We start from the raw sequence: 23,363 nt of genomic DNA, 5'->3' as shown, positions 1-23,363 counted from the left end.
GCGCACTCCGACTGCGATGATGCAGCCAAACCACTTTCCTCATGGTGAACTTGTCGAACCACGCATAACAGTAATGCAACTATATAATCAAAACTCGAAGTTATATTGCCAACCAGACATTCGACCAGTTCGATACCGCCCAGCGCGGATTATCCGATACATTCCGCACCGTGTCCCTCGCCACTGTAATGAATGAAAACTCCGCCACATTGATCAGCGGCAGGTCGTCCGCCACTTTCTTTTGAAGTTCTTTGTACAGGTCGGCTCGCTTCGCGCCATCAAGCTCGGAAGCCGCGCTTTTGATAAGCTTGTCGATTTCCGCATTGGCATAGCCATACTGATTGGAGAAAGGCACGCCGGAAGGCAAACCGCTTTCAAAAAGGATCGTCGTTGAAATTGCCGGATCAGAACGATAGACCGGCGTTGCGACCGTGATATCGAAATCATGATCAGTATAGACCGCCTTCAGGTGCGCAGGCGTATCATTGCTGACAACCACCGCATCAATGCCGATCTTACCCAGAGCCTGACGAAGGTAATCGCCGAACTGCTTGGTTTCGTTGAAGAATGGCGCTGGAAGCAGTTTCAATTTAAAGCGGTTGCCATCGCTGCCGCGCTTATAGCCAGCCTCGTCCAGCAAAGCTTCAGCCTTTGCCGGATCAAAAGCATAGGTCGCCGTTCCCGGCTCGTAAAAGGTCTGGTCATAGGCAGGAACGGGTCCTGTCGATGATTTGGCAAACCCGAGGAAAATGGTCTTCACGACAAAATCGTGATCAATGGCATGCGCAATGGCTTGGCGCACTTTCACATCCGCCAATTCCTTGCGCCGATGATTGATCTCGACAATCAACTGGTAAGTCAGTCCCTCATAGCCGTTCGCATAGACCTTCAGGCCTGAAGATTTTGAGATACGGCTAAGATCAGCAAGGGGAACTGCCGAAAATGCCGCCAGTTGAATTTCCTCTGCCTCCAGCGCATTTCCGGCTGCCGCCCTGTCAGGAAGAAACTGATAGACGATCTCGTCAAGCAGCGGCTCATTCTTTTCCCAATAGGCGTCATTGCGCTTCAGCAGGAAATACTCACCCGGCTTGTATTCGCCAAACTTGAACGGGCCGGTTCCGACCAGCTTCTGATTGGCCGGGTTCTTGGCAATATCCGTGCCTTCATAAACATGCTTCGGTATAACTGATGTTACGACGGGTAGCGCGTTGCGGATAAGTTGGAAAGGCGTGGGCTCCGAGAACCTGAAGATCGCAGTATGTTCGTCCGGCGTATCAACGGCCGCCAAATTCTTGAACACGACGCGCCCGAGATTTTGCAGTTTCTTCCAGACCTCGAGGGCAGAAAAAGCAACGTCCGCCGAGGTGAAAGGCTTGCCATCATGCCAGGTCACCCCTTCCCGCAATTTGAACGTCACCGACAGCCCATCTGCAGATCCTTCCCAGGACGTAGCGAGCCGCGCATCAAGCCCGTCCTTTCCCTCGTAGGATTGTTCAGCCAAAGGTTCGATTACCTTGCTGGCGACGAAGAAAACACCATTTGATGCGACGATGGCCGGATTAAGATTGGCAGGCTCGCTATCGCCTGCAACCACAAGCCGTCCACCCTTGACAGGCGCATCCTGCGCGAAGGCCAGTTGCGGCGTCAGGATTAGAGCGCCAGCGCTGGCGCTTATCTGGAGAAAGTTACGACGATTCAACAGGATGCGGGACATTGTTGGAATCCTTCAATCAATGGATTGGGACAGAATGGAGCTTAATGCTTCGATTGTCTTGCGAGCAAAGTCGGGTTGCGCAGATGCACCCATATGTGCAATGCGCAAAACTTTTCCTGATGTGTCGCCGCGCCCGAGCGAGAGCAATATACCGTACTCATTCAAAAGCCGGTCGCGCAGTTCCACATCGGTAAAGCCCTCCGGCAGACTGAAAGCCGTCGCCGTGGGCGCGCACCAAACCTCTCGCTTCGGCCATAGCGCAATGCCCAGTTCAAGCAATCGCTTGCGAGCGATGGCAGCCGTTTCGGCGTGACGCGCCCAGACGTTTTCCGGCCCCTCTTTGGCATATCGGTCGAGCGCGGCATCCAATGCATAAATTTCGGCAATTGAGGGCGTCACGGGGAAAGTCCTGCCGGGTATCGAAGCATCTTTCCACGCGGCAAGACTGAGAAATGACCCACGCGGAGCATCGCTATTGCGCTCAATTTTTTCCCACCCCCGCTTGCTCACACTGATCAAGCTAAGACCGGGCGTACTACCCAGACATTTGGATGGTGAAGTGATGAAAATATCTGCATGAGCACTCTGCGGGTGCACGTCCATGCCGCCAAAGGAAGATACCGCATCCACAATAAGATAAGCGCCATGCTCGGCAGCTATCGCGCCGATTTCATAAAGCGGATTGAGCGTGCCGGATGGCGTATCGTGATGGCACAGTGAAACCACGGAAATATCGGGTCTTTGGCGAAACGCATCCCTCACGGCTTGCGGGTCGATAACCTCATCGAAGGGAACCGCCAGTTCAATCACTTCCTTGCCATATCTTGCCGCCCAACCTTCAAATCCCTTGCCATAAACGCCGGATACAAGATTAAGCACCACGTCATCCTTGGCAATCAGAGCAGCAGCGCCGGCCTCAATGCCAAGGATTGCTTCTCCTTGCATGATTACCGGCGCTATATCGGTTCGAAACGCAAGCCGCAGCTTCTCGACAACAGCCGCATAGAACTCTTGAAAGGTTGGATGGTAATCATAAAGAACGGGCGCACCCAGCGCCTTGAGCACTTCGGGGTAAACCGGCACGGGTCCCGTTGTCAGCATCAATGGTGGAACAGAAAGAGGCAATAGCACTTTGGAATTTCATCCCGCATTTTGAACGCTGACGGCTCAGAACATGAACCATATTCCGCAGCCTACCGAAACCCAAGAAAAACCATTCCAATAATCTTGTCACGGATGCAAATCTGTTGTGAAAACCAGAGTTATAATGTTTTCGCAAAAACATTATAACTCGCTTGGCTATTCCAGCGGGATGACATCCACCGATTGTTTGCCCTCTTGTGAGCCGCTTGTCTTCAAAACACCGACAATGGGCGAAACATCGGCATAGTCACGGCCGCAGCCGATCGTAATATGATCATTGCTGGCAGCCATATTGTTGGTCGGATCAAATTCCAGCCAGCCCGCTTCCCGTCCACACCAGGCACGTACCCATGCATGCATGGCGTCAGCGCCTTCAAGCCGTTCCTTGCCCGGCGCCGGTATGGTTCGCAGGAAGCCGCTGACATAGCCAGCCGGAATGCCCAACCCTCGCAAGCCCGCGATCATAACATGGCTGAAATCCTGGCATACACCAGCCTTGAGATCGAAGGCCTGACGAGCATTCGTGCGCACATCCGTGGCTGCGCCATCATATTTGAAATCCGCGTGGATTCGGCGGTTCAAATCGCTCACCGCTTCCGTAACGGTTCGGCTACTGGTGAGGCTCAACGCAGCATAGGCAGTAATATCCGGATCAATGGCCGCATATTTGCTTGAAGCGAGAAAATGATGCGGCGCGTCGGCCGCTATCGACCACACACTGCGAATTTCCTTCCTCAGCCCTGCAATATCGGGTGAAACATCAAGCATGACCGGAGGGCGCATGACATTGACGCGCGCGGTCATGTTTACATCAAGTGTCTCGTGCGGATTGCGATAAACGATGGACGTAACCGAATTGGAGAAGAAATCGATGAACTCCGAGCGCTCTGCCGATACGGGATCGAATGACAGACTGGATGCAATAACACGCTGAACACCCGGCAATGTCTGCGGCATGACCCGCACATGATGCCGCCCGGCAGCCGCTGACCGCGCATAATCATAATGGAGATGAAGGCGGATATTATACAGCATCAGTTCTGGACTCGCTCACGCAAAATACGTCTCGGAAATTGCATCGGCCAAAGCACCAATGTCATAGGCGACCTTGTGAAGTGTTTCCGGCGTCAATTCATGCGGTTCTGAAATGGCCAGTTGCGTGTGCAATCGTAACACATCCTTGGAGAACATTTGCATGCCCGCCGGTTTATTCCGGCCCATCTCACGCGTTGGCAGCAAGCTGAATTCCGTTTTCAGCGCGTCAAGCTGAAAGATGATCGAACGCGGATTGAGCGGGTCCAGCGCCAGAAGATCCAGAATGCTGATCCGCCCGGAATAAACACTATACTGCCGGCGATGCGTCATCACACTATCGCCGATCTCCAACAGCATTTCCAGCGAGCCTTCCGCGGCATCATGCCGGGCAAGGCGGGCAAGCATGCTTGCCATCTGGATGCCGCGCTCAATCCTGCGGCCTATTTCGAGAAAGCGCCAGCCGGTAAACCGGTACATGTTTTCGTGGACGAGACCGGAAAATCCGGCAAGCTTGCGCAGGATAATCGTCATGGCGCGGGTGGTGTCATCGCCGGGTGACACCACATCGGAAAAGCGGTGCACGGTCTTTGATAGATCGTGCAGTGCCAGCCAGCCATCGGGCGAAAACCGGTCGCGAATGCGTCCAGCCGAAAGCATCGCGCCGTCGATTGATCGTTGCAAGCCCTTGGGAACCGCCTGATCCAAATCAACGCCAAGTGGTTTGAGATAGGCGCGCATTTCGGTCAGAAGCGGCAATTCCTGATTGGGTGCCTCGGCAAAGCGCGCATGACAGGCGCGCAGTATGCGTGCGGTTCCTTCGGCGCGCTCAATATAACGGCCCATCCATAGCAGGTTTTCAGCAGCGCGCGCAGGAAGGGTTCCCGGCACATTGCGCTGGAAAACATCATCTTCGCGGGGAAGCAGCGTGTCCTTTGCAACCGGCCCCTTGCTGGTGATCCAGACATCCGCCGCCTGCCCGCCGCGCTGCATGGCAATTGCCGCCGTATCGAGCGTAAAGCCGACGCGCGCAAAACCACCTGGCATAAAGCTCCAGCCATCCTTGTGACGCGCCGCAAAGACACGCAGCACAAAGGGTCTGGGTTCCAGCTTGCCATCGACATAGACGGGGGTCGTCGAAAGCTTGACAGCTTCCTGACCGACCAGCCCGCGCCCGTCATTCTGCAATCGGGCAAACAGTTCGCTGCGTGCTTCAGGATCAAGATTTGATCCCAGCACAGTTGCCTGCTCGTCTTCAAATGGCAAACGTGTTGAAAGAGCCGGGCCCACCATCATCTGGTCAAACCGGTCCATGACATGCTTGCGCTCTTTTTCCTGCCCGCACCACCACGTCGCTATGCTTGGCAGCGCCAGATCCCGCTCATGCAGGGCTTTTGAAATGGCTGGTAGGAAAGCCAGCAAGGCGCGGGTTTCAAGAATGCCCGAACCAATCGCATTGACCAGCGAGACAGAGCGTCTGCGCAAGGCACCCACCATGCCCGGCGTACCGATCCACGAATCTGATTTAAGCTCGAGCGGGTCCATATAGGCACCATCCATTCGGCGCCAAAGCACATCAACCGGCTTCAGTCCTGAAACGGTACGCACCATCACCCTGCCCTTGGCAACCGTCAGGTCGTCGCCTTCAAGCAGCATGAAGCCAAGATAGCGGGCGATATAGGCGTGCTCGAAATATGTTTCATTGTTGGGACCGGGCGTCAGGATCGCAGCACGGGCCTGCGGATCGGTGACCAGCGACTGCATCGAGTCACGGAAATCCTTGAAGAAGCCCGCCAGCCGATGCACATTCATTGAGGCGGAAATATCGGACAGAGCGCGGGTGGTTGCCACACGATTTTCCAGCGCAAATCCTGCGCCCGACGGTGCCTGTGTCCGGTCGCCCAGCACCCACCATTGGCCATTTGGAGCGCGACCCAATTCAAAAGCACAAAAATGCAGGAAGCGTCCGCTTGCCGGTTTTATACCGGCCACCGGGTGCAGAAATTCCGGGTTCGATGCAATCAGGTCAGGCGGCAGCACGCCATCGCGTACAAGCTTTCCTTCGCCATAAATATCGGAAACGATATCTTCAAGCAGATCGGCGCGCTGGGTCAAACCAGCGGTAATCGTATCCCAATCTTCCTGATTGATAAGCAGGGGAATATGGGCAAGCGGCCATTGGCGTTCCTGCGTGCCCGTCTCGTCATAGATGCGGTAGAATACGCCAGCATCCAGCAGATATTGATTGGCGCGCGCAAAACGTGTCGCCAATTTTTCCGGGCCGATTTCATCCAGCGCATGCAGCAGCGTTTCCCAGCCGGGCCGAACGGCACCCGCAGGATCAATCATTTCGTCGGCAATTCCCGGCAAGGGCTTGTAGCCCGCCAGCAGGCTGGGAATTACGGGTGCCTTGGTTTTATTCACTTGCGACATCATCAATCTATAGGGTGTTTCATATCCGCTGCATACTTATTGTGCGTGGTTCGACAAGCTCACCATGAGGAAGGTTGAGGATTGCATTGAGTAGTTCTACGATCTCACAGCTACCTATGAAGCCAAACCACCTTACTCATGGTGAGCTTGTCGAACCACGCACAACTCAACCACGCGGCCTTCTTAAATCCAGCGTCATCGGGAATTCCGGCGATGCCTGTTCTTTTCGCAGCTCATAGGCTCCAGCCGTGTGGCCGCGGGGCTCGAACCGCGCGAGCCTGCGCGCCTCCGCTTCATTGGAGTTAACCGGGAATGTGTCGTAGCTGCGCCCGCCCGGATGGGCGACATGATAGGTGCAGCCTGCAATAGCCCGTCCCGACCATTGATCGTAAATATCAAACACCAGCGGCGCATTGACCGGGATCATCGGATGCAGGCCGGAGCGCGGCTGCCAGGCTTTGTAGCGAACCCCTGCAACAGCAACACCATTGGTCTCAGTCATTTTCAGCGGCACTTCGCGGCCATTGCAGGCAACGCTGTAACGCGCGGCATTATAGCCTTCGACCCTCACCTGCAAACGCTCGACAGAGCTGTCAACAAAACGCACCGTGCCACCAATAGCGCCCTGTTCGCCCATCACATGCCAAGGTTCAAGCGCTTGCCGCAATTCCAGTCTGACGCCTTCATTGACGATTTCACCGCAGAAGGGAAAGCGGAATTCCAATTGCGCCTCAAACCATTCCGGACGGAAGTCAAAGCCGTTCTGGCGCAGGTCGGCCAGCACATCGAGAAAGTCCGCCCAGACGAAAGCCGGCAGCATGAAGCGGTCATGCAATGTCGTACCCCAACGCACGAAGCTGCCTTCGATCGGGTTGTTCCAGAAGCGGGCAATCAATGCCCGAACCAGCAATTGTTGTGCGAGACTCATGCGGGCATTGGGCGGCATTTCGAAACCGCGAAATTCGACGAGGCCAAGCCGTCCGGTTGGACCATCTGGCGAGAAAAGCTTGTCAATGCAAATTTCCGAACGATGCGTATTGCCGGTAACGTCCACCAGGAGATTGCGGAACAGCCGGTCCACCAGCCAAGGCAGAGGCGGCGTACCACGACCTGGCAGAGGCACCTGCGCCATGGCGATTTCCAGTTCGTAAAGACTGTCGTGCCGCGCCTCATCGAAACGCGGCGCCTGACTGGTCGGGCCAACGAACATGCCTGAAAACAGATAGGACAAGGATGGATGTCTCTGCCAATGCAAAACCAGACTTTTCAGAAGGTCCGGACGGCGCAAAAACGGGCTGTCATTGGGTGTTTCGCCGCCAACCACCACATGATTGCCGCCGCCAGTGCCCGTATGCCGCCCGTCAATCATGAATTTATCAGCGCCAAGCCTTGTCTGGCGAGCTTCCTCATAAATCGTCTCGGTTGTTGCCACGCATTCGCGCCAGTTCGAAGCCGGATGGATATTTACTTCAATCACGCCAGGGTCGGGAGCAACGCGTATCACGCTGATGCGCGGGTCCTGCGGTGGTCCGTAACCTTCGATATGAACCGGCAAGCCGAGTTTGGTGGCAGCAGCTTCCGCCGCCCCGACAAGTTCAAGATAGTCCTCAAGCGCCTCAACCGGCGGCATGAACACGCTCAACCGGCCATCGCGCGGTTCAACCGAAATGGCTGTACGCACCGCGCCGCCAATCTCTCCCAGTTCCTGCTCCACACGCTCTTGGGCATTACCTTCGGCGGCGGTGAACGAAGCAACCGCTTGCGGCTCGTCTCTCACATCAATGCCGGTTAATGCCGGCGAATCCGGCAAAGGACCCCGCTCTACGGAAGGGTCAACCGGCACGATGAAGGGAAACTCGGAAGGCGGCACATGTGGCAGAGCGCCCAGCGGCAGGCGGTAACCGACAGGAGAGTCGCCCGGAACCAGAAAGAGCTTGCCGCGCCGCGTAGTCCATTTTTCACTGCGCCAGCGCGGACCTTGCGCAGCCTGGCTGTTCCAGCGCTGTACCGGCAATACAAATCCTGTTGGCTCTGTCAGTCCCCGTTCGAAAACACGCGCCATGCGGCTGCGCTCTTCCGGGTCTTTCAGCATGGAGTTTGAAGGATCAACATTCTCCGGCAAATTGCCTTCTTTGACGATCCATTCTGCGGGGTCCTCATAGGCGGCGGCAACCATATCTTCTTCAACGCCCAATTCGCCAGCCATCTCCACCAGCAGTTTGCCCGCATCTTCCGGTTTGACATCCGCCTTGCTGTTTTCCACGGCGATAAGATCAGGATTGACCCAGATGGGCTGGCCGTCTTTTCGCCAATAGAGTGAGAACGTCCAGCGCGGCAGGCTCTCCCCCGGATACCATTTTCCCTGCCCGTAATGCAGAAATCCGCCCGGCGCGAAACGATCACGCAAGCGCCGGATCAGCTTGTCAGCTTTTGCCCGCTTGGTTGGGCCAACGGCATCGGTGTTCCATTCGCCGGATTCAAAATCGTCAATTGAAACGAATGTCGGCTCGCCGCCCATGGTCAGGCGAACATCCCGTTCCTTGAGCAGCGCATCGACTTTGTTGCCAAGCGCATCGAGCGCGTCCCACGATTCATCGGAAAATGGCTTGGTAATGCGTGGATGCTCCGAGACGCGCGTTACCCGCATGTCAAAACCGAATTCGACATTGGCCGGTTCAGCCATGCCTGAAATCGGTGCAGCATTGCGATAATGAGGTGTTGCGGCCAGCGGGACATGACTTTCGCCAGTCAGCAACCCCGATGTCGGATCAAGGCCAATCCAACCGGCACCCGGCAAGTAGACCTCGCACCAGGCATGTAGATCAGTAAAATCCGTCGTTGTCCCGGCAGGCCCATCCAGCGCCACCAGATCGGGCTTTAACTGGATGAGGTAGCCGGAAACAAAACGCGCCGCCAAGCCAAGATGACGCAAGGTCTGGACGAGAAGCCAGCTGGTATCACGGCACGAACCTGTACGGACATTCAACGTGGTTTCCGGCTCTTGGACACCGGTTTCCATGCGGATAACATAACCAATCTCGCGCTGGATGCGGGCATTAAGGTCCACGACGAAATTGACTGTATTGGTGCTTGAGCGATCAATCGTTGCCAGAAAATCCGACAGAAGCGGCCCAATCGGCTCCGGCTTCATATATATGGAAAGATCGTCGCGTATATCTTCGGGGTAAGCGAATGGCCAGATTTCCCCGGCAGGTTCGACGAAGAAATCAAACGGATTATAGACGGTCATATCGGCAATGAGATCGACTTCGATCTTGAGCTCCGTGACGGGCTCAGGAAAGACAAAACGGGCCAGAAAATTACCGTAAGGGTCCTGCTGCAAATTGACGAAATGGTTGGATGGACTGACCTTCAACGAGTGGCTCAGCACTTTGGTTCTCGAGTGCGGAGCTGGTTGAAGGCGGATGATCTGCGGCCCGAGCATGATGGGGCGATCATATTTATAGTGAGTCAGGTGATAGACTGCTGCGTGAATTGCCATGTCGCCCCAAAATTCAATAAAACATCGATGTCGCCAAAGGCTACATGCGAAGCCTAGCCTACTCCATCGGCTTGTTCACGCTTAAAAAACTTATTCTGCCATTTATTTTAGCACGTACTGAATCTGCACCTTAAACGGGCTGGCAAAATGGACGACACAACCAAATCCAAGAGAGGGGGTAATATAATTTGCATTAGGCTTGCTGCGTGGTTCGACGGAGCTCACCATGAGGGAGGTTATTATTTGCAGGAAGTCACTTCCTGCAAGGTTATCGACCAATGTGCAATCAAACCACATTCCTCGTGGTGAGCCCCGTCGAACCACGCAGAAACTCAATGCCAACAAAGGGTAGCTGCTGATTATCACCCTGGAATTGAAAAAGACCCGGACGAGCTGGACACTCACTATCCGGATCTCCATTCATTAAACCAGAAAACGGGAGGTGGGCGATAGCCTCCCTCTCACTCCTGAGGGAAACATAGCATTCTTCTATTTTTTCCAAGTGCTATCTCTTTTACCCCATTTCATTTTCACTTCGGTTCAACTACTAATCATCGTGATGGTTTCTCCGGCTAGACAATGCTGGAGATGAAAAGGGAACACGGTGAGGCGTACCCAAAAGGGACCGAAACCGTGGCTGCCCCCGCAACTGTAAGCGGTGAGCGACGCCTGATGATGCCACTGATCGCAAGATCGGGAAGGTAAGGCTTTGCCAAGACCCGTGAGCCAGGAGACCTGCCATCATAATTGAAATTCGAACCGGACGGGGTGTGCCGGGAGCGATGCGATGACCTCTGTCCGCATTAGCGGCACCCGAATGCTTTGAATAGCTTCCGGTTCATCGTCTGCGTTCTCTGTCCTCCCCTTGAAAGTTGGCAGGTATGAACGTTTCGCGCATCGTCACTTCGACCCAGCATCATATTATCTACCCTCTCAAACAATCGGCATTGACGATTGTTATAACATTACGCTATCTCTTACCCATGTCGAAGTCCTCAGAATATTTCCACGGCATGGGAGCGCGCCCGTGAGCCATATACAGCTTGATGCAACAGCCGTGAGCTATAAAACCGGAACCCATATTTTGGTTGATGCTGCGTCGGTCGGCATAAGATGTGGCGCAAGGCTCGCTATTATCGGGCCGAATGGCGCTGGAAAATCCACCTTGCTGCGCATGCTGGCCGGGCTGCTGCCACCGACGTCCGGCGGAATAAGCTTCAACGGCAAAATTATCGGTACAATGTCGCCGCTTGAGCGGGCCCGGCAATTTGCCTTTGTCGGCCAGACCGATGCCCCCGATCAACAGCTTCTTGTCGAGGATTATGTATCTCTTGGCCGCATTCCCCATCTGGGCGTCTTAACGCGCACGGTCGACCGGGAAATCGTCGAAGATTCCATGGAGCGCGCGCGGATCAGCCATTTCCGCCGTCGTACATTGGGTTCATTGTCAGGCGGCGAACGGCAGCGCATGCAATTGGCGCGCGCCCTCGCCCAGCAACCGGCCATCCTGTTTCTTGATGAACCGACCAATCACCTCGATCCAAAGGCGCGCAGCGAACTGCTCCTGCTGGTTGCCGGACTTAATGTCACGACCATTGCCGTTCTGCATGATTTGCCGCTTGTTGCGCCCTTTGCCACCCATGTAGCAGTCATGCACAGCGCTCAGCTTGTAGCATCAGGCACGCCCGACGAAACGCTAACCCCGCGCATTGTCAGCGATGTATTTGACCTTGATGTGCTGCGCCTCAGGCACCCATCCCGCCAACGCGATCTTATGGTGTTTGAAGCACCCGAACCAAACCATGACGCCCATTCTCACCCCCGGAGTATTTTATGAAAAAATCCCTTTTCGCCTTGGCCTTTACGATTCTATCGGCCCCGGCATTCGCCTTTCCAGTAACTGTCGACAGCTGTGGCAAAACCGTAAGTTTCGATGAAGCGCCCAAGCGCGTTGTCGTCAATGATATTAACATGAGCGAAATGGCTTTCGCGCTTGGCCTGCAATCTTCAATGGTTGGCGTGACCGGAATCACCGGCTGGTACAAGCTCGATGATGCCTTCATCAAGCAGCAGGGTTCCATTCCGGAACTTGCACCAAAAAATCCGACACTCGAGAATATTATCGCCGTGCAGCCTGATTTCTTCTTTGCCGGATGGAATTACGGCATGCGCATCGGCGGCGAAGTTACCCCCGATACACTTGCGCCCTATGGAATCAAAACCCTCGAACTGACCGAGAGCTGCGTCCATCTCGATAAAAACCGCCCTGCCGCTTCCATGGAACTTCTCTATGGCGACATCGAAAAGCTGGGCAAAATTTTCGGCAAGGAAGCAGAAGCTGAAAAACTGATTTCCGGCTGGAAGACCCAATTGGCACAGATCAAAAAGAAGGTCGGCACCAACAGCGGTACCCGCGTGTTCCTTTATGATTCCGGTGAAGACAAACCATTCACCGCTGGAAAGTTCGCCATCCCTTCAGCGATGATCAGCGAAGCTGGCGGCGTCAACATCATGGATGACCTGGAATCCAGCTGGGCCACCACCTCTTGGGAAACTGTTGCATCGCGCAATCCGCAGTTTCTCGTACTGCTCGATTATCAGGATGATGTTGGATATAAGAAGCTTCTCGATTTCCTGAAGAGCCATCCGGCGATGAAGGAAACCGATGCAGTAAAGAACGAGCGCTTTGTCGCCCTTCGTTATGCGGAACTTACGCCGGGTCCTGCGAATATCGAAGCCATCGAAAAGATTGCCAAGGCAATGCATCCGGAAGCATTCTGAGTGCATTTTCCGGCGGGAACAAAACTGACTTTAGCGGTAAGCACGGTGCTGGTCATCGTGCTTGGGCTCCTTTCCATTGCCTATGGCTCAACATTTATCGCGCTTGGCGACGTGTTGAATGCCTTGGCGCATTTTGCAGGGCTCAGCGATCTGGCCACGACTGTGCCCATAGAAAGAATTATTGTCGACCTGCGTTTGCCCCGCGCCATTCTCGGCCTGTGCGTCGGTGCTGGCCTTGGCATCATTGGCGCAATGTTGCAGACCGTTACCCGCAACGATCTCGCCGACCCCTTCCTGTTTGGTCTTTCCTCGGGGGCTGCTGCTGGCGCGGTATCGGTTATAAGTCTTTTCGGCGATCGCTTCGGCGTATGGACCCTGCCCATTGCTGCGTTCAGCGGTGGCATGCTCGCAGCTATTATCGTTCTGCTGCTGGTGCGCCGCGTACAAGGTCAAGGTCCCGAGCGCATGATCCTTGCTGGCCTTGCCGTATCCTTCATCTTCACGGCGCTTGCCAATTATATGGTGTTTTCCGGCGATCAACGCGCCGCCCATTCGGTATTGTTCTGGACGCTTGGAGGACTGGGAATTGCGCGTTGGGATAATCTGCCGCTGGCATTGATTGGCCTCGCCTCGATCCTCGTCTTCGCGCTTTATAACCACCGCAATCTTGATGCGTTTTTGGCGGGCGAAAACACCGCGGAAAGCCTCGGCGTCAGGGTCAATCGAACCCGGAATATCGTGTTTATTGTTTGTGCCTTTTCAACCGCGATCTTTGTTTCAGTATCGGGCGTTATCGGCTTTGTCGGGTTGATGATTCCCCATATTGCGCGGCGTTTTTCCGGCCAGCTCCATGCCGGACTGATTGTAACTTGCGCGCTTTTCGGAAGCATACTGCTCCTTTCAAGCGACCTCATCGCAAGACTGCTGCTCGCGCCGCAGGAATTGCCGATTGGCGTCGTCACCAGCTCCATCGGTGCGTTCTTCGTCGTCACCTTGCTGCTGCGCAAAGGATGAGATGATAATTTACTGCAGACCAAAGCCAAATGGCATTTGTTAAGGCATATGCCTGTGCGAGAGGCACTATTCTCGTGACAAACAATCTAAAGGATTTCAGCCGGGTTCCAGGTCTTAAAGCTGAAAACTGGCTATAGTCTGCCCCGAGCGACGAATCCGGGATTGGCAAAATCAGCATCATCCGCCTGATTGCGGCGACCATAGCTCAGCAACTTGCCATCCAGCGTGAGCGTCGTTCCACCAGCGGCGCGAAGCACTGCATCCCCGGCAGCCGTATCCCATTCCATCGTCCGGCTCAGGCGTGGATAAATATCCGCCTCGCCCCGTGCCAACAGGCCGAATTTGATCGACGATCCAACAGAAACACATTCTTCAATATCAAAATCTTCCAGATGCGCATCGGTTTCCGGCGTACGATGAGAGCGGCTGGCGACGGCGATCATCTGCTGCGGTGCCTTGCGGCAGGAAATTTGCCGTGCCGAAACAATGCTGCCCCCATGATCCAGCGTTATTTCCCTCGCGCCATCCGGGCCACCTGTAAACAGCCAGCCACGAACCGGAGCATAGACAACGCCCAAGACCGGAATACCATATTCGATAAGAGCAATATTGACTGTGAAGTCGCCATTGCGATTAACAAACTCGCGCGTTCCGTCCAGCGGATCGACGAGATAAAACCGGTCGCCGAGATCCCCCGGCACATGTCCGCCGGAAATTTCCTCTTCCGCAACAATGGGTATATGCGGCGTTGCCCGGCGCAATGCTTCCAGGATAATTGCTTCAGCCGCATGATCCGCAGCAGTGACTGGCGACTTATCGTCCTTAAGCGCGACGTCGCAACCTTCTTCGTAGATGCGCAGGATTTCGAGGCCGGCTGCAATCGCGGTTTTCTCGAATATGGATAGCAACGATGCGTAGTCGATCGTTGTAGGTACTGGATTTACTGTCACGTTCAGCCCTGCCTAGATCGACCACGAACTATGATCGAAATTGAAGATGATTCCGCGATCAGTGAGCAGCTTTTCCACTTCCGAGGCAAGCTCTTCGGTTGTCCGTCCCACGGTTTTCAGATGAAGCTCCGGATTCTCCGGCACTTCATAAGGCGAATCCACACCGGTGAAATTCTTGATTTCACCGCGCAGGGCCTTCGCATAAAGACCCTTTGGATCTCGCCGCGCGCATTCCTCAAACGGCGTATCAACGTAAACTTCCATGAACTCGCCATCGCCAAGCAATTCGCGGACCATGCGCCGCTCGGCGACGAATGGCGAGATGAACGAGACCAGCACGATCAAACCCGCATCAACCATCAGCTTGGCAACTTCACCAACGCGGCGGATATTCTCCACGCGATCTTCTTCGGTAAATCCGAGGTCACGGTTAAGACCGTGGCGGACATTGTCACCGTCAAGAATATAGGTGTGCTTGCCAAGTGCAGCCAGACGCTTTTCGACAAGGTTGGCGACTGTCGATTTTCCAGAGCCCGACAGGCCGGTAAACCAGACGACCGCAGGTTTTTGATCCTTCTGGTTTGCGCGCGATGCCTTGTCGACATCAAGTGCCTGCCAATGGACATTGGAGGCGCGGCGCAGGGCAAAATCGATCATACCCGCACCGACCGTCGCATTGGTCAGCCGGTCTATCAGAATAAAGGAACCGGTCGAGCGGTTGGATTTATATCCATCGAAAGCAATCGCCTCCTGCGTCGAAATATTGACGACACCAACCTCGTTCAGATCAAGCGATTTGGCCGCTTCCTGCGCGAAACTATTGATATCGACTCGATATTTCAGATCAGTGATGGTTGCCGTTACCTGATCGGTCTCGGTACGCAAAATGTAAGAGCGTCCGGGGATCAATGGCGCTTCGGAAAACCAGACGAGATGCGCGGCAAACTGATCGGCCACTTCGGGGCGATTATCCGGCGAGACCAGCATATTGCCACGGGAAACCTCGACCTCGTCCTCCAGCACAATGGTGACGGCCTGCCCTTCTCCCGCTTGGTCAAGGTCGCCGTCCCACGTCGCAATTCGTTTCACGCGCGAAACTTTGCCGGATTTGGCCACCACAATCTCATCACCCGGCGAGACTGTGCCGGAAGCTATGGTGCCTGAAAATCCGCGAAAATCGAGGTTGGGGCGATTGACGAACTGAACAGGAAAACGGAACGGACGCGTTGCATCGGCATAATCCAGAGCCACATTTTCCAGATGTTGCAGAAGCGACGGGCCTTCATACCAGCCCAAATTTCCCGATGGGCCGATTACATTATCGCCAAAGCGAGCGGATAGCGGAATTGCCTGTATGGTTTTGAATCCGAGTTCGCTTGCAAACTCCTGATATTGTTTGACAATCGTCTCGAATACATCCTGCGAATAATCAACCAGATCGATCTTGTTGACCGCAAGCACGATGTTGCGGATACCAAGCAGGGACGCGATGAAACTATGCCGCCTTGTTTGACGCAAAATCCCTTGCCGCGCATCGACAAGCACAATGGCCAGGTCAGCCGTGGAGGCGCCTGTTGCCATATTGCGCGTATATTGTTCATGGCCGGGCGTATCTGCAACGATGAACTTACGCTTTGGCGTCGAGAAGAAGCGATAGGCAACGTCGATTGTGATGCCCTGCTCGCGCTCGGCCTCAAGCCCATCGACAAGGAGAGCAAAGTCGATATCTTCGCCATTGGTGCCATGTTTGCGGCTGTCATTTTGCAGCGCTGCAAGCTGGTCCTCGAAGATCAGCTTGGTGTCGTATAAAAGCCGGCCGATGAGCGTTGACTTGCCGTCATCGACAGAGCCGCAGGTCAGGAACCGCAGCAGCGACTTCTTTTCCTGCTCTGCCATGTAAGCGCTGATTTCCTCAGCTGCGGATTGTGCAACCGAAGTTTCGATATGGGCCAGCTTACTCATCAGAAATAGCCCTCACGCTTTTTCTTTTCCATCGAACCGGCCTCGTCCCGGTCAATCATGCGCCCTTGGCGCTCTGACGTCCGCGAGATCAGCATTTCGCTGACAATTTCGGGAAGCGTTGCCGCTTCGGATTCAACTGCGCCCGTCAGCGGGTAACAGCCAAGCGTACGAAAGCGCACCATTTTCTCCTGCAATACCTCGCCCGGCAAGAGCTGCATGCGCTCATCATCGCGCATGATCAGCATTCCGTCACGCTCGACAACGGGGCGCTTGGCGGCAAAATACAGCGGAACAATCGGGATATTCTCCTGCATGATATATTGCCAGACATCCAGTTCGGTCCAGTTTGAGATAGGAAACACACGGATCGACTCGCCTTTGGCGACGCGCGTATTGTAAATTTTCCACATTTCAGGACGCTGGTTCTTCGGGTCCCAGGAGTGCTGTGCATTGCGAAATGAGAAAATGCGTTCCTTGGCGCGGGCCTTTTCCTCGTCGCGCCGTGCACCGCCAAAGGCTGCGTCAAATCCGTATTTATCGAGAGCCTGACGCAGGGCGACGGTCTTCATGATATGGGTATGCGTGTTTGATCCATGCACGAAAGGACTGATGCCCTGCTCAATGCCTTCCTGATTGCTGTGAACGCGCAGATCAAATCCGAGACGATCAGCCTCTGAATCACGAAACGCGATCATCTCCTTGAATTTCCACGTACTATCCACATGGAGAAACGGAAAGGGCGGCTTGGCGGGATAAAAGGCCTTCATCGCCAGATGCAGCATAACGGATGAATCTTTGCCGATGGAGTACATCATCACCGGATTGGCAAATGTAGCGGCAACCTCACGAAAAATATGGATCGCTTCGGCTTCAAGACGCTGCAAATGCGTCAAATTCTTGGTCATGAAAGTCATTACCCACTCATGTCGCCAGGCATCATACCTGTAACAAATATCGCCTGATCCCAAACGCAGTTCAACACGTTTGGTCAGCGACCGCAAACATAGTGTAGCGCCCTGCCTTAGGGAAAGGATAGTTTCTCAGGCCAACCCAAATCCGCGCCAATTTGTTGCCGTGATCCGTTGATTATCAGAACATATTTCCACTCTTCCGAATGCGCGCCGTCAGCATGTTTTAAAACAACCCATCCCTAGAAAATAAATCCTTTGGGAATCGATCCACAATTGCAGAGCGCGTAATTGACGAATGCAGCGCCCCGCCCTAGATGAGCAGATGATAAAGGGGCCGTTCGCATGGATATTTGCACATTCTGGTATGGGCCGCGATTGCGCGAAGTCGATCGTGTCTGCCTCGCTTCGATGGCCATGACCGGTCAACGGGTCAAACTCTATGCTTTCGAAGAGATCGAGAACCTGCCAAAATCCATCGAGTTGCACGACGCTTCCGAGATATTGAGCAAGGACTATTTTTTCCGGCTTGATCCCGACTTTCCCGATATCCCAAAATATACGCGTGTCATAGGCCAGTTCAGCGATCTGTTTCGCGTCACCTTGATGAAAAAACAGCAAGGCCTGTGGCTCGACACCGATATCTATCTGACCAAACAATTCCACCCCTCGCCCGATCGTCCTTATCTGGCCCGCGAAAACTTCACCCGCCTTGGTGTTTCGGCCATGTATCTGCCGCCGGACAATCCGGTTATCAGGGAATTCGACGCCTATCTGGAAAGCACGCGGATCGTGCCGCCTTGGCTGGGTTTTCGCCGCCGTGTCCTGCGCCCGGCATGGTTTCGGCTAACCGGCCAAAAGGTTTCGCCAGCAATGGTGGGCATTACTGTTTTCGCCAATGACGGCATTTCCCGGCTGGCTAAGCGCTATGGGTTTTTCAAAGATGGCGCCCCAAAAGAAAACTTCTATTATTGGACGGGACGGGATGCGCTACGCATTTACGATCCGGCCTTTGGCCTGGAACCGTTGAAGCATCCTGATTTCATTGGCTTCCATATCCACAAGAAGGGCCCATCAAACGAACCACCGCTCGAAGGCAGTTTCTATCATTGGGCGGTTGAGCGCGTGCAGCACCTTCTATAAGCATGGTTCTGGAGTTCACGAGCCAATTTGCTTCCCCTCAGCTTAAAACTTGCAGGCCATGCTTTTGCACCATCGCCAGCAGTTTCAGGGCCATGCCGCTGGGCCGCTTCGCACCGCTTTCCCACTTTTGGATGGTTGATTCGCTGGTATTCAGATAGCTGGCGACCTCAAATACATAAAATATGCGTGCGCTAAAATCTGATCTCGAACTGGAGATCAATCAAAAGGCGCTGCTGAAATTCACAATTATGGTTTGGCTGGGGCGGGAGGGTTCGAACCTCCGAATGACGGTATCAAAAACCGTTGCCTTACCACTTGGCGACGCCCCAACATGTCTGCATCGGATGCGAAATCCTCATGCGACAGCGCGGCTTATAACCGTTGGTTTCAGCTTGTGCAACGTGAATGATCGGCCAGTTTGTCTCATCCCACAATTGTTTCGGCATTATTTTCATGACAAGGGTGCTGTATTGCACATATGACCGGGGATCAGCATTGACCATTATCATAATTCCATTTTTATCCGTCGCCATAGCGAGCGCAATTCTGCTCTGGGCTGCCATGCGGATGCTGCCGTCAAATTTTCTGGGCGCAACAATTACTGATCGATCGAATCACACCCAACCGGCGCGCCAGCTCGGCGGTCTTGCCCTTGTTCCTGCCATACTGGTTTCGCTTTGGTTTTTTGGGGCTGAGGCAGGCCTTCCGTTGCATTTCCTTATATCGGCCAGCCTTGGAGCCACAGTTTTATGGATCGTCGGCTTCCTGGACGACCGTCATCATCTGCCTGAATCCATACGTCTGGCGGCACAATTGATTGCGTCCGTGATTGCTGTTTATGGATTGGGCGATAATTTCCGCCTGCTGCCGGATTTATTGCCATTTCTGGTGGAGCGGGCCTTGCTGGTCGCGGCTCTGGTCTATTTCATCAACATTACCAATTTTATGGATGGCATAGACCTGATGGTTGTTGCAGGACTCGGCGTCCCGCTAGCCCTGATTGCCGGTTTCTCTTTATTTGGTCTGGTGAACTTCGGAACTGGCAGTCTCGCCATGTCCATTGCGGGTGGATTGGCCGGATTTTTCTTTTTCAATCGCCCGAAAGCAACGATATTTCTGGGCGATTCGGGCAGTCTTCCAATCGGTTTGCTCAGCGGCGTCACTTTCTTCATGGTCGCTCGCGAAATGACGATTTGGGCCGGGCTGATATTGCCGCTTTTCTTCATCGCCGATGCAACATCAACCCTGTTTATGCGATTGGCCGCGGGCGAAAATATTCTCAATGCCCACTCAAAGCACGCCTATCAAATTGCCAAACGTTCGGGGTGGTCTGTCTGGCTGATCATTTTGAGCGTGGTGGCGCTCAACTTCATCTTGGCAGCCTGTGCACTATTCACCATGCAGTCAGGCTGGCGCCAAGTGCTTGCCATCATCATAGCGCTTGCTGCCGTGACCCTCCTGCTCAGACGGCTAAGGTCAAGCAAACCGTAATCGAGGCGATCTTCAGGAAGCTGCGATCGTATACAGCAACTTCCTGATGCCCTCCGCATCCTGCTTTTCTATCAGGCTGCGCAACTCATCAATTGAGCCGGGCAGATGATCCAACCCGTTAACGCGGCGCTGTGCCCGCAAAATTTTCGGGTGACGCGTCGCCGAAACACCTTGTGGATCGTAGAACAGTTCCTCGTGCAGCTTCTCGCCATCGCGAATACCGACGGTGACAATCTCGATATCCCCATCTGGATTATTAGCGTCTTTTACCGACAAGCCTGCAAGAAGAACCATGTTTTCGGCCAGATCGCGGATGCGTACGGCTTCGCCCATTTCAAGCATCAAGATATCGCCGCCGCTCGAGAGAGCACCGGCCTGGATGATGAGTTCCGCAGCTTCGCGCACCGACATGAAATAACGGGTCATATCATCATGAGTCAGCGTGATAGGCCCGCCGCCTGAAATCTGCTCGCGGAACAATGGTACAACCGATCCGCTCGATCCGATGACATTGCCAAAGCGGACGGATGCGAACACCTGGCCGGTATTTTCCGCCTGCGCCTGATTACCGTAATAGCGAACAATCAATTCCGCCCAGCGCTTTGTGGCCCCCATCACGTTGGAGGGCCGCACCGCTTTGTCAGAAGAAATAAGCACGAAATTACGAACACCTGCTTCGCACGAATTTCTGGCCAGAACCTCCGTGCCGATGACGTTGTTGCGTGCACCTTCGACAGTGTTTTCTTCTACAAGCGGCACATGCTTGTAGGCAGCGCAGTGATACACATTTTCTACCCTATGCTCAGCCAGAACCCTGCGGATCAGGATCGCATCGCTGATCGATCCGAGCACCGGTATAACGACGCAATCGCTGATTGCATTCAGCTCGCGCTGCAATTGGTAGATACTGTGTTCATTGACATCGAATATGACAAGTTTCGCGGGTGCAAGCTTCACAATCGTGCGGCAAAGCTCAGAACCGATGGAACCGCCGGCACCCGTGACAAGCACGACACGGCCTTCCACGGTCTTGTCGAGCAGTTCAGGATCAGCGGGAACCGGCGAGCGGCCAAGCAGATCGTCAATATCAATATCGCGCAGATTGCTGACAATATATTTTCCGGCGGTAAGATCGGAAATTGCCGGAAGAATGCGCACTTTCACATCGAGCGCCTTGAGACGGCCGACAAGTCTGCGCCGCTCGATTCCGGTAAGCGCGGAGGTCGTGACGATCATCTCCTTGATGCCGAAATTCTCAACGAGATATTCAATTTTCGCCGGTGGATAAACACGTATTCCGAGGATATCCATGCCCTGCAAGCTTTTATCATCGTCGATGAAACCGGCGACAAATACGTCCTTTTGCGAGCGCAAGGCATTGGCCAATTGCCGCCCTGCATCACCAGCACCGAAGATAACGCATTGGCGTTCCAGAAATTTTTCGCCTAAGGGGCTCCATAGAAGCCATTTGGCGGCAAAACGGCTGCCACAAATGATTGCAACACCCAGAACCCAATAAAGGAAGGGTATGGCACGCGGGACGCCTGCAGCACCCGTCATCTGCGTGAGGAATGCCAGACAGACCCAGATAATGACCGAAATGGTCACCGCTTGAATCATCGTCCAGATCGCCTTGTCAGGCAGATAGCGGATGACAGCGCGGTACAGGCCGAAGCGGATGAATATGGGCAATGCGATGAGAGGAGCAGAGATCATGAGCATGATCTGTTCGCCGTTCGGCATAAAAACTACACTGAATCTCAGCAAATAGCTAAGCCAAACCGCAAATGTCAGTGCAACCATGTCGAAGATGACAAGCAGGGACTGCTTGTAACGACGCGGCATCATGGAGATGCTTTGCCGGAATGTTTCCAAATCTTTATTCCTCGGTATTCGCAATTGCCAGAGCAGTAGCATAGGCCATTATAATTGCAATCTTTGTGTTAAGTGCCTGCAACTTATCCAACAGCTCTCATTCGGCTTTAGAGTCCTGCACTTTGGTGCATGGAAAAAGGATTACCGAATGGAACAGACGACCAACCTCAAGCTTCCTTATATCGCTCCTTCACAAGCGCAGAAGCATGTGACTCATAATGAAGCGATAAGAGCACTCGACGCGCTCGTACAGCTATCGGCGATCAACAGGAGCACCTCTTTACCGCCCGAGGAGAGCCAGGAGGGCGACCGTTACATTATCAACACGCCAGCAAAAGGCCTCTGGAAAGGCCGCGAGGGACAAATTGCAGCTTGGCAGGATGGCGCCTGGGCTTTTTTCTCCGCCTTGGAAGGTTGGAATGTCTGGATTGAAGATGAGAAAAGCTTCGTCGTTTTTCACCAGAAACAATGGATCAAGAACGAAATCAGCACCAACCCGGTATCCCGTCTCGGGATTGAGGCAACAGCGGATGATACAAACAGGCTATCAGTTAAAAGCCCTGCCGCGCTGTTCGATCATGCCGGGGCCGGACATCAATTGAAGATCAACAAGGCGGATGACAATCAGACAGCCTCCCTGCTGTTCCAGTCAAACTATCAGGGCCGTGCTGAAATGGGAACCATGTGGGGCCGTGACTTCCGCATCAAGGCCAGCGCCGACGGCTCCAAATGGTTCGATGTGATGGTGGCCGATAGCACCACGGGTCTTGCCTGTTTTCCTGCGGGCATTGCCCATGCAACAACCGGCAAAAAGCAGTCCGGAATGACGCTTGTTCCCGCCTGGGCTGGTACGCCCACCATTTTTGAAGCGCCCATGGTCCCGTCCAGCACAACAATTGCTTCGTTGTCAGCCAATCTTTTAAACCTGAACAAAGGTGGCGCAGCGGCGATTTTTGCAACAAGTATGCGCGGTATATCCATGATTCGCGTCTGGAATATCACCCGCTCCCCCGCGCAATCAGCTTGGGTGAAATGGGATACGACCGCCGATCAGTTGCAGGTTTCCAATCCGGAACACATCAAGCAATGGCTCAAGAATGACGTGATTCAGATTACCGATCCGCTCCGGAACGATATTGCCATTGATATCTCTCCGCTCATGCAGAAGGCATTGAGCGCAGTGTTCCCGCAGGATGGCGTCCTGCTCAATGCAGGTTCGACGGGGGATATCACCATCGTCTGCAATGAGTCCTCCCCCGTTTCATCAAGCAATCTGGTTTATTTCAAAGGAGACGAGAAACACAGTTTCACCGTGACCGGGGTTTATGGATAGGCACTGGTGGTGAGCAGCAACAGCGCTGTGCGTGGTTCGCCCTTCGACAAGCTCAGGAGGGAGAACCACGCACAACGCCTAA

Annotated in this window: 15 protein-coding genes, 1 tRNA gene, 1 pseudogene and 1 riboswitch; of the genes and pseudogenes, 6 read left to right on the top strand and 11 right to left on the bottom strand. The window is 54.1% G+C overall.

The window, feature by feature from the left end; genetic code table 11:
- Positions 1–100 precede the first annotated feature (100 nt).
- The 5 genes from V9K95_RS10950 to V9K95_RS10930 all read right to left on the bottom strand — a co-directional run bounded on the left by V9K95_RS10950 (position 101) and on the right by V9K95_RS10930 (position 9,824).
- Positions 101–1,714: an ABC transporter substrate-binding protein gene (locus V9K95_RS10950; protein ID WP_336440806.1), complete on the bottom strand. Its 1,614-nt coding sequence runs from the start codon at positions 1,712–1,714 to the stop codon at positions 101–103.
- Between the two features lie 12 nt (positions 1,715–1,726).
- Positions 1,727–2,845: a pyridoxamine--pyruvate transaminase gene (gene ppaT / locus V9K95_RS10945; protein ID WP_336440805.1), complete on the bottom strand. Its 1,119-nt coding sequence runs from the start codon at positions 2,843–2,845 to the stop codon at positions 1,727–1,729.
- A gap of 168 nt (positions 2,846–3,013) precedes the next feature.
- Entirely contained in the window at positions 3,014–3,892 is an 879-nt protein-coding gene (locus V9K95_RS10940; protein WP_336440804.1) for a transglutaminase family protein, read from the bottom strand.
- A 15-nt stretch (positions 3,893–3,907) separates the two neighbouring features.
- On the bottom strand, positions 3,908–6,322 hold the full coding sequence (locus tag V9K95_RS10935) for a circularly permuted type 2 ATP-grasp protein (RefSeq protein WP_336440803.1): 2,415 nt from the start codon (positions 6,320–6,322) through the stop codon (positions 3,908–3,910).
- Positions 6,323–6,488: 166 nt separating this feature from the next.
- A complete protein-coding gene (locus V9K95_RS10930; protein ID WP_336440802.1) occupies positions 6,489–9,824 on the bottom strand; it encodes a transglutaminase family protein in 3,336 nt (1,111 codons plus the stop codon).
- Between the two features lie 543 nt (positions 9,825–10,367).
- Positions 10,368–10,581: riboswitch (cobalamin riboswitch) on the top strand.
- 270 nt (positions 10,582–10,851) lie between these two features.
- Between V9K95_RS10930 and V9K95_RS10925 the strand changes: the two genes are divergently transcribed.
- From V9K95_RS10925 to V9K95_RS10915, 3 genes are read left to right on the top strand one after another with little or no spacing between them, the layout of a single operon-like run.
- Entirely contained in the window at positions 10,852–11,661 is an 810-nt protein-coding gene (locus V9K95_RS10925; protein ID WP_336440801.1) for an ABC transporter ATP-binding protein, read from the top strand.
- Positions 11,658–12,605, top strand: a complete 948-nt coding sequence (locus V9K95_RS10920) for an ABC transporter substrate-binding protein (RefSeq protein ID WP_336440800.1) — start codon at positions 11,658–11,660, stop codon at positions 12,603–12,605. Before V9K95_RS10925 ends, V9K95_RS10920 begins: the two co-directional genes overlap by 4 nt.
- Complete coding sequence (locus V9K95_RS10915; RefSeq protein ID WP_336440799.1) at positions 12,606–13,619, top strand: FecCD family ABC transporter permease; 1,014 nt, start codon at positions 12,606–12,608, stop codon at positions 13,617–13,619.
- A gap of 131 nt (positions 13,620–13,750) precedes the next feature.
- Here V9K95_RS10915 and cysQ read toward each other — a convergent pair whose 3' ends face one another.
- The 3 genes from cysQ to cysD are packed head-to-tail and all read right to left on the bottom strand — an operon-like array spanning position 13,751 to position 17,436.
- Positions 13,751–14,569 (bottom strand): 3'(2'),5'-bisphosphate nucleotidase CysQ, encoded by an 819-nt coding sequence (gene cysQ / locus V9K95_RS10910; protein ID WP_336440798.1) that lies wholly within the window; start codon positions 14,567–14,569, stop codon positions 13,751–13,753.
- A 12-nt stretch (positions 14,570–14,581) separates the two neighbouring features.
- Positions 14,582–16,531: a sulfate adenylyltransferase subunit CysN gene (gene cysN, locus V9K95_RS10905; protein WP_336440797.1), complete on the bottom strand. Its 1,950-nt coding sequence runs from the start codon at positions 16,529–16,531 to the stop codon at positions 14,582–14,584.
- Entirely contained in the window at positions 16,531–17,436 is a 906-nt protein-coding gene (gene cysD / locus V9K95_RS10900; protein ID WP_115052206.1) for a sulfate adenylyltransferase subunit CysD, read from the bottom strand. The genes cysN and cysD overlap by 1 nt, the downstream gene beginning before the upstream one ends.
- Positions 17,437–17,784: 348 nt before the next feature.
- On the opposite strand from cysD, the gene V9K95_RS10895 reads away from it, so the two are divergent.
- The gene (locus V9K95_RS10895; RefSeq protein ID WP_336440796.1) at positions 17,785–18,582 is read left to right on the top strand and encodes a hypothetical protein; all 798 of its coding nucleotides are present in this window, start codon (positions 17,785–17,787) and stop codon (positions 18,580–18,582) included.
- 37 nt (positions 18,583–18,619) lie between these two features.
- Here V9K95_RS10895 and V9K95_RS10890 read toward each other — a convergent pair.
- Positions 18,620–18,745, bottom strand: a pseudogene (locus V9K95_RS10890) (helix-turn-helix domain-containing protein); the annotation flags it as partial.
- A 91-nt stretch (positions 18,746–18,836) separates the two neighbouring features.
- Positions 18,837–18,911, bottom strand: a tRNA-Gln gene (locus V9K95_RS10885).
- Between the two features lie 166 nt (positions 18,912–19,077).
- On the opposite strand from V9K95_RS10885, the gene V9K95_RS10880 reads away from it, so the two are divergent.
- Positions 19,078–20,073, top strand: a complete 996-nt coding sequence (locus V9K95_RS10880; protein WP_336440795.1) for a glycoside hydrolase — start codon at positions 19,078–19,080, stop codon at positions 20,071–20,073.
- Positions 20,074–20,085: 12 nt separating this feature from the next.
- Here V9K95_RS10880 and V9K95_RS10875 read toward each other — a convergent pair whose 3' ends face one another.
- Complete coding sequence (locus tag V9K95_RS10875; protein ID WP_336441009.1) at positions 20,086–21,921, bottom strand: polysaccharide biosynthesis protein; 1,836 nt, start codon at positions 21,919–21,921, stop codon at positions 20,086–20,088.
- Positions 21,922–22,096: 175 nt separating this feature from the next.
- Here V9K95_RS10875 and V9K95_RS10870 point away from each other — a divergent pair, with 175 nt between their 5' ends.
- Positions 22,097–23,281: a DUF2793 domain-containing protein gene (locus V9K95_RS10870; protein ID WP_336440794.1), complete on the top strand. Its 1,185-nt coding sequence runs from the start codon at positions 22,097–22,099 to the stop codon at positions 23,279–23,281.
- Positions 23,282–23,363: the final 82 nt, after the last annotated feature.

The organism is Phyllobacterium sp. CCNWLW183 (genome assembly GCF_037203775.1).
Classification (GTDB): domain Bacteria; phylum Pseudomonadota; class Alphaproteobacteria; order Rhizobiales; family Rhizobiaceae; genus Phyllobacterium; species Phyllobacterium ifriqiyense.
The sequence above is the reverse complement of the archived record's forward strand: the minus strand, read 5'-3'. Positions and strand labels throughout refer to the sequence as shown.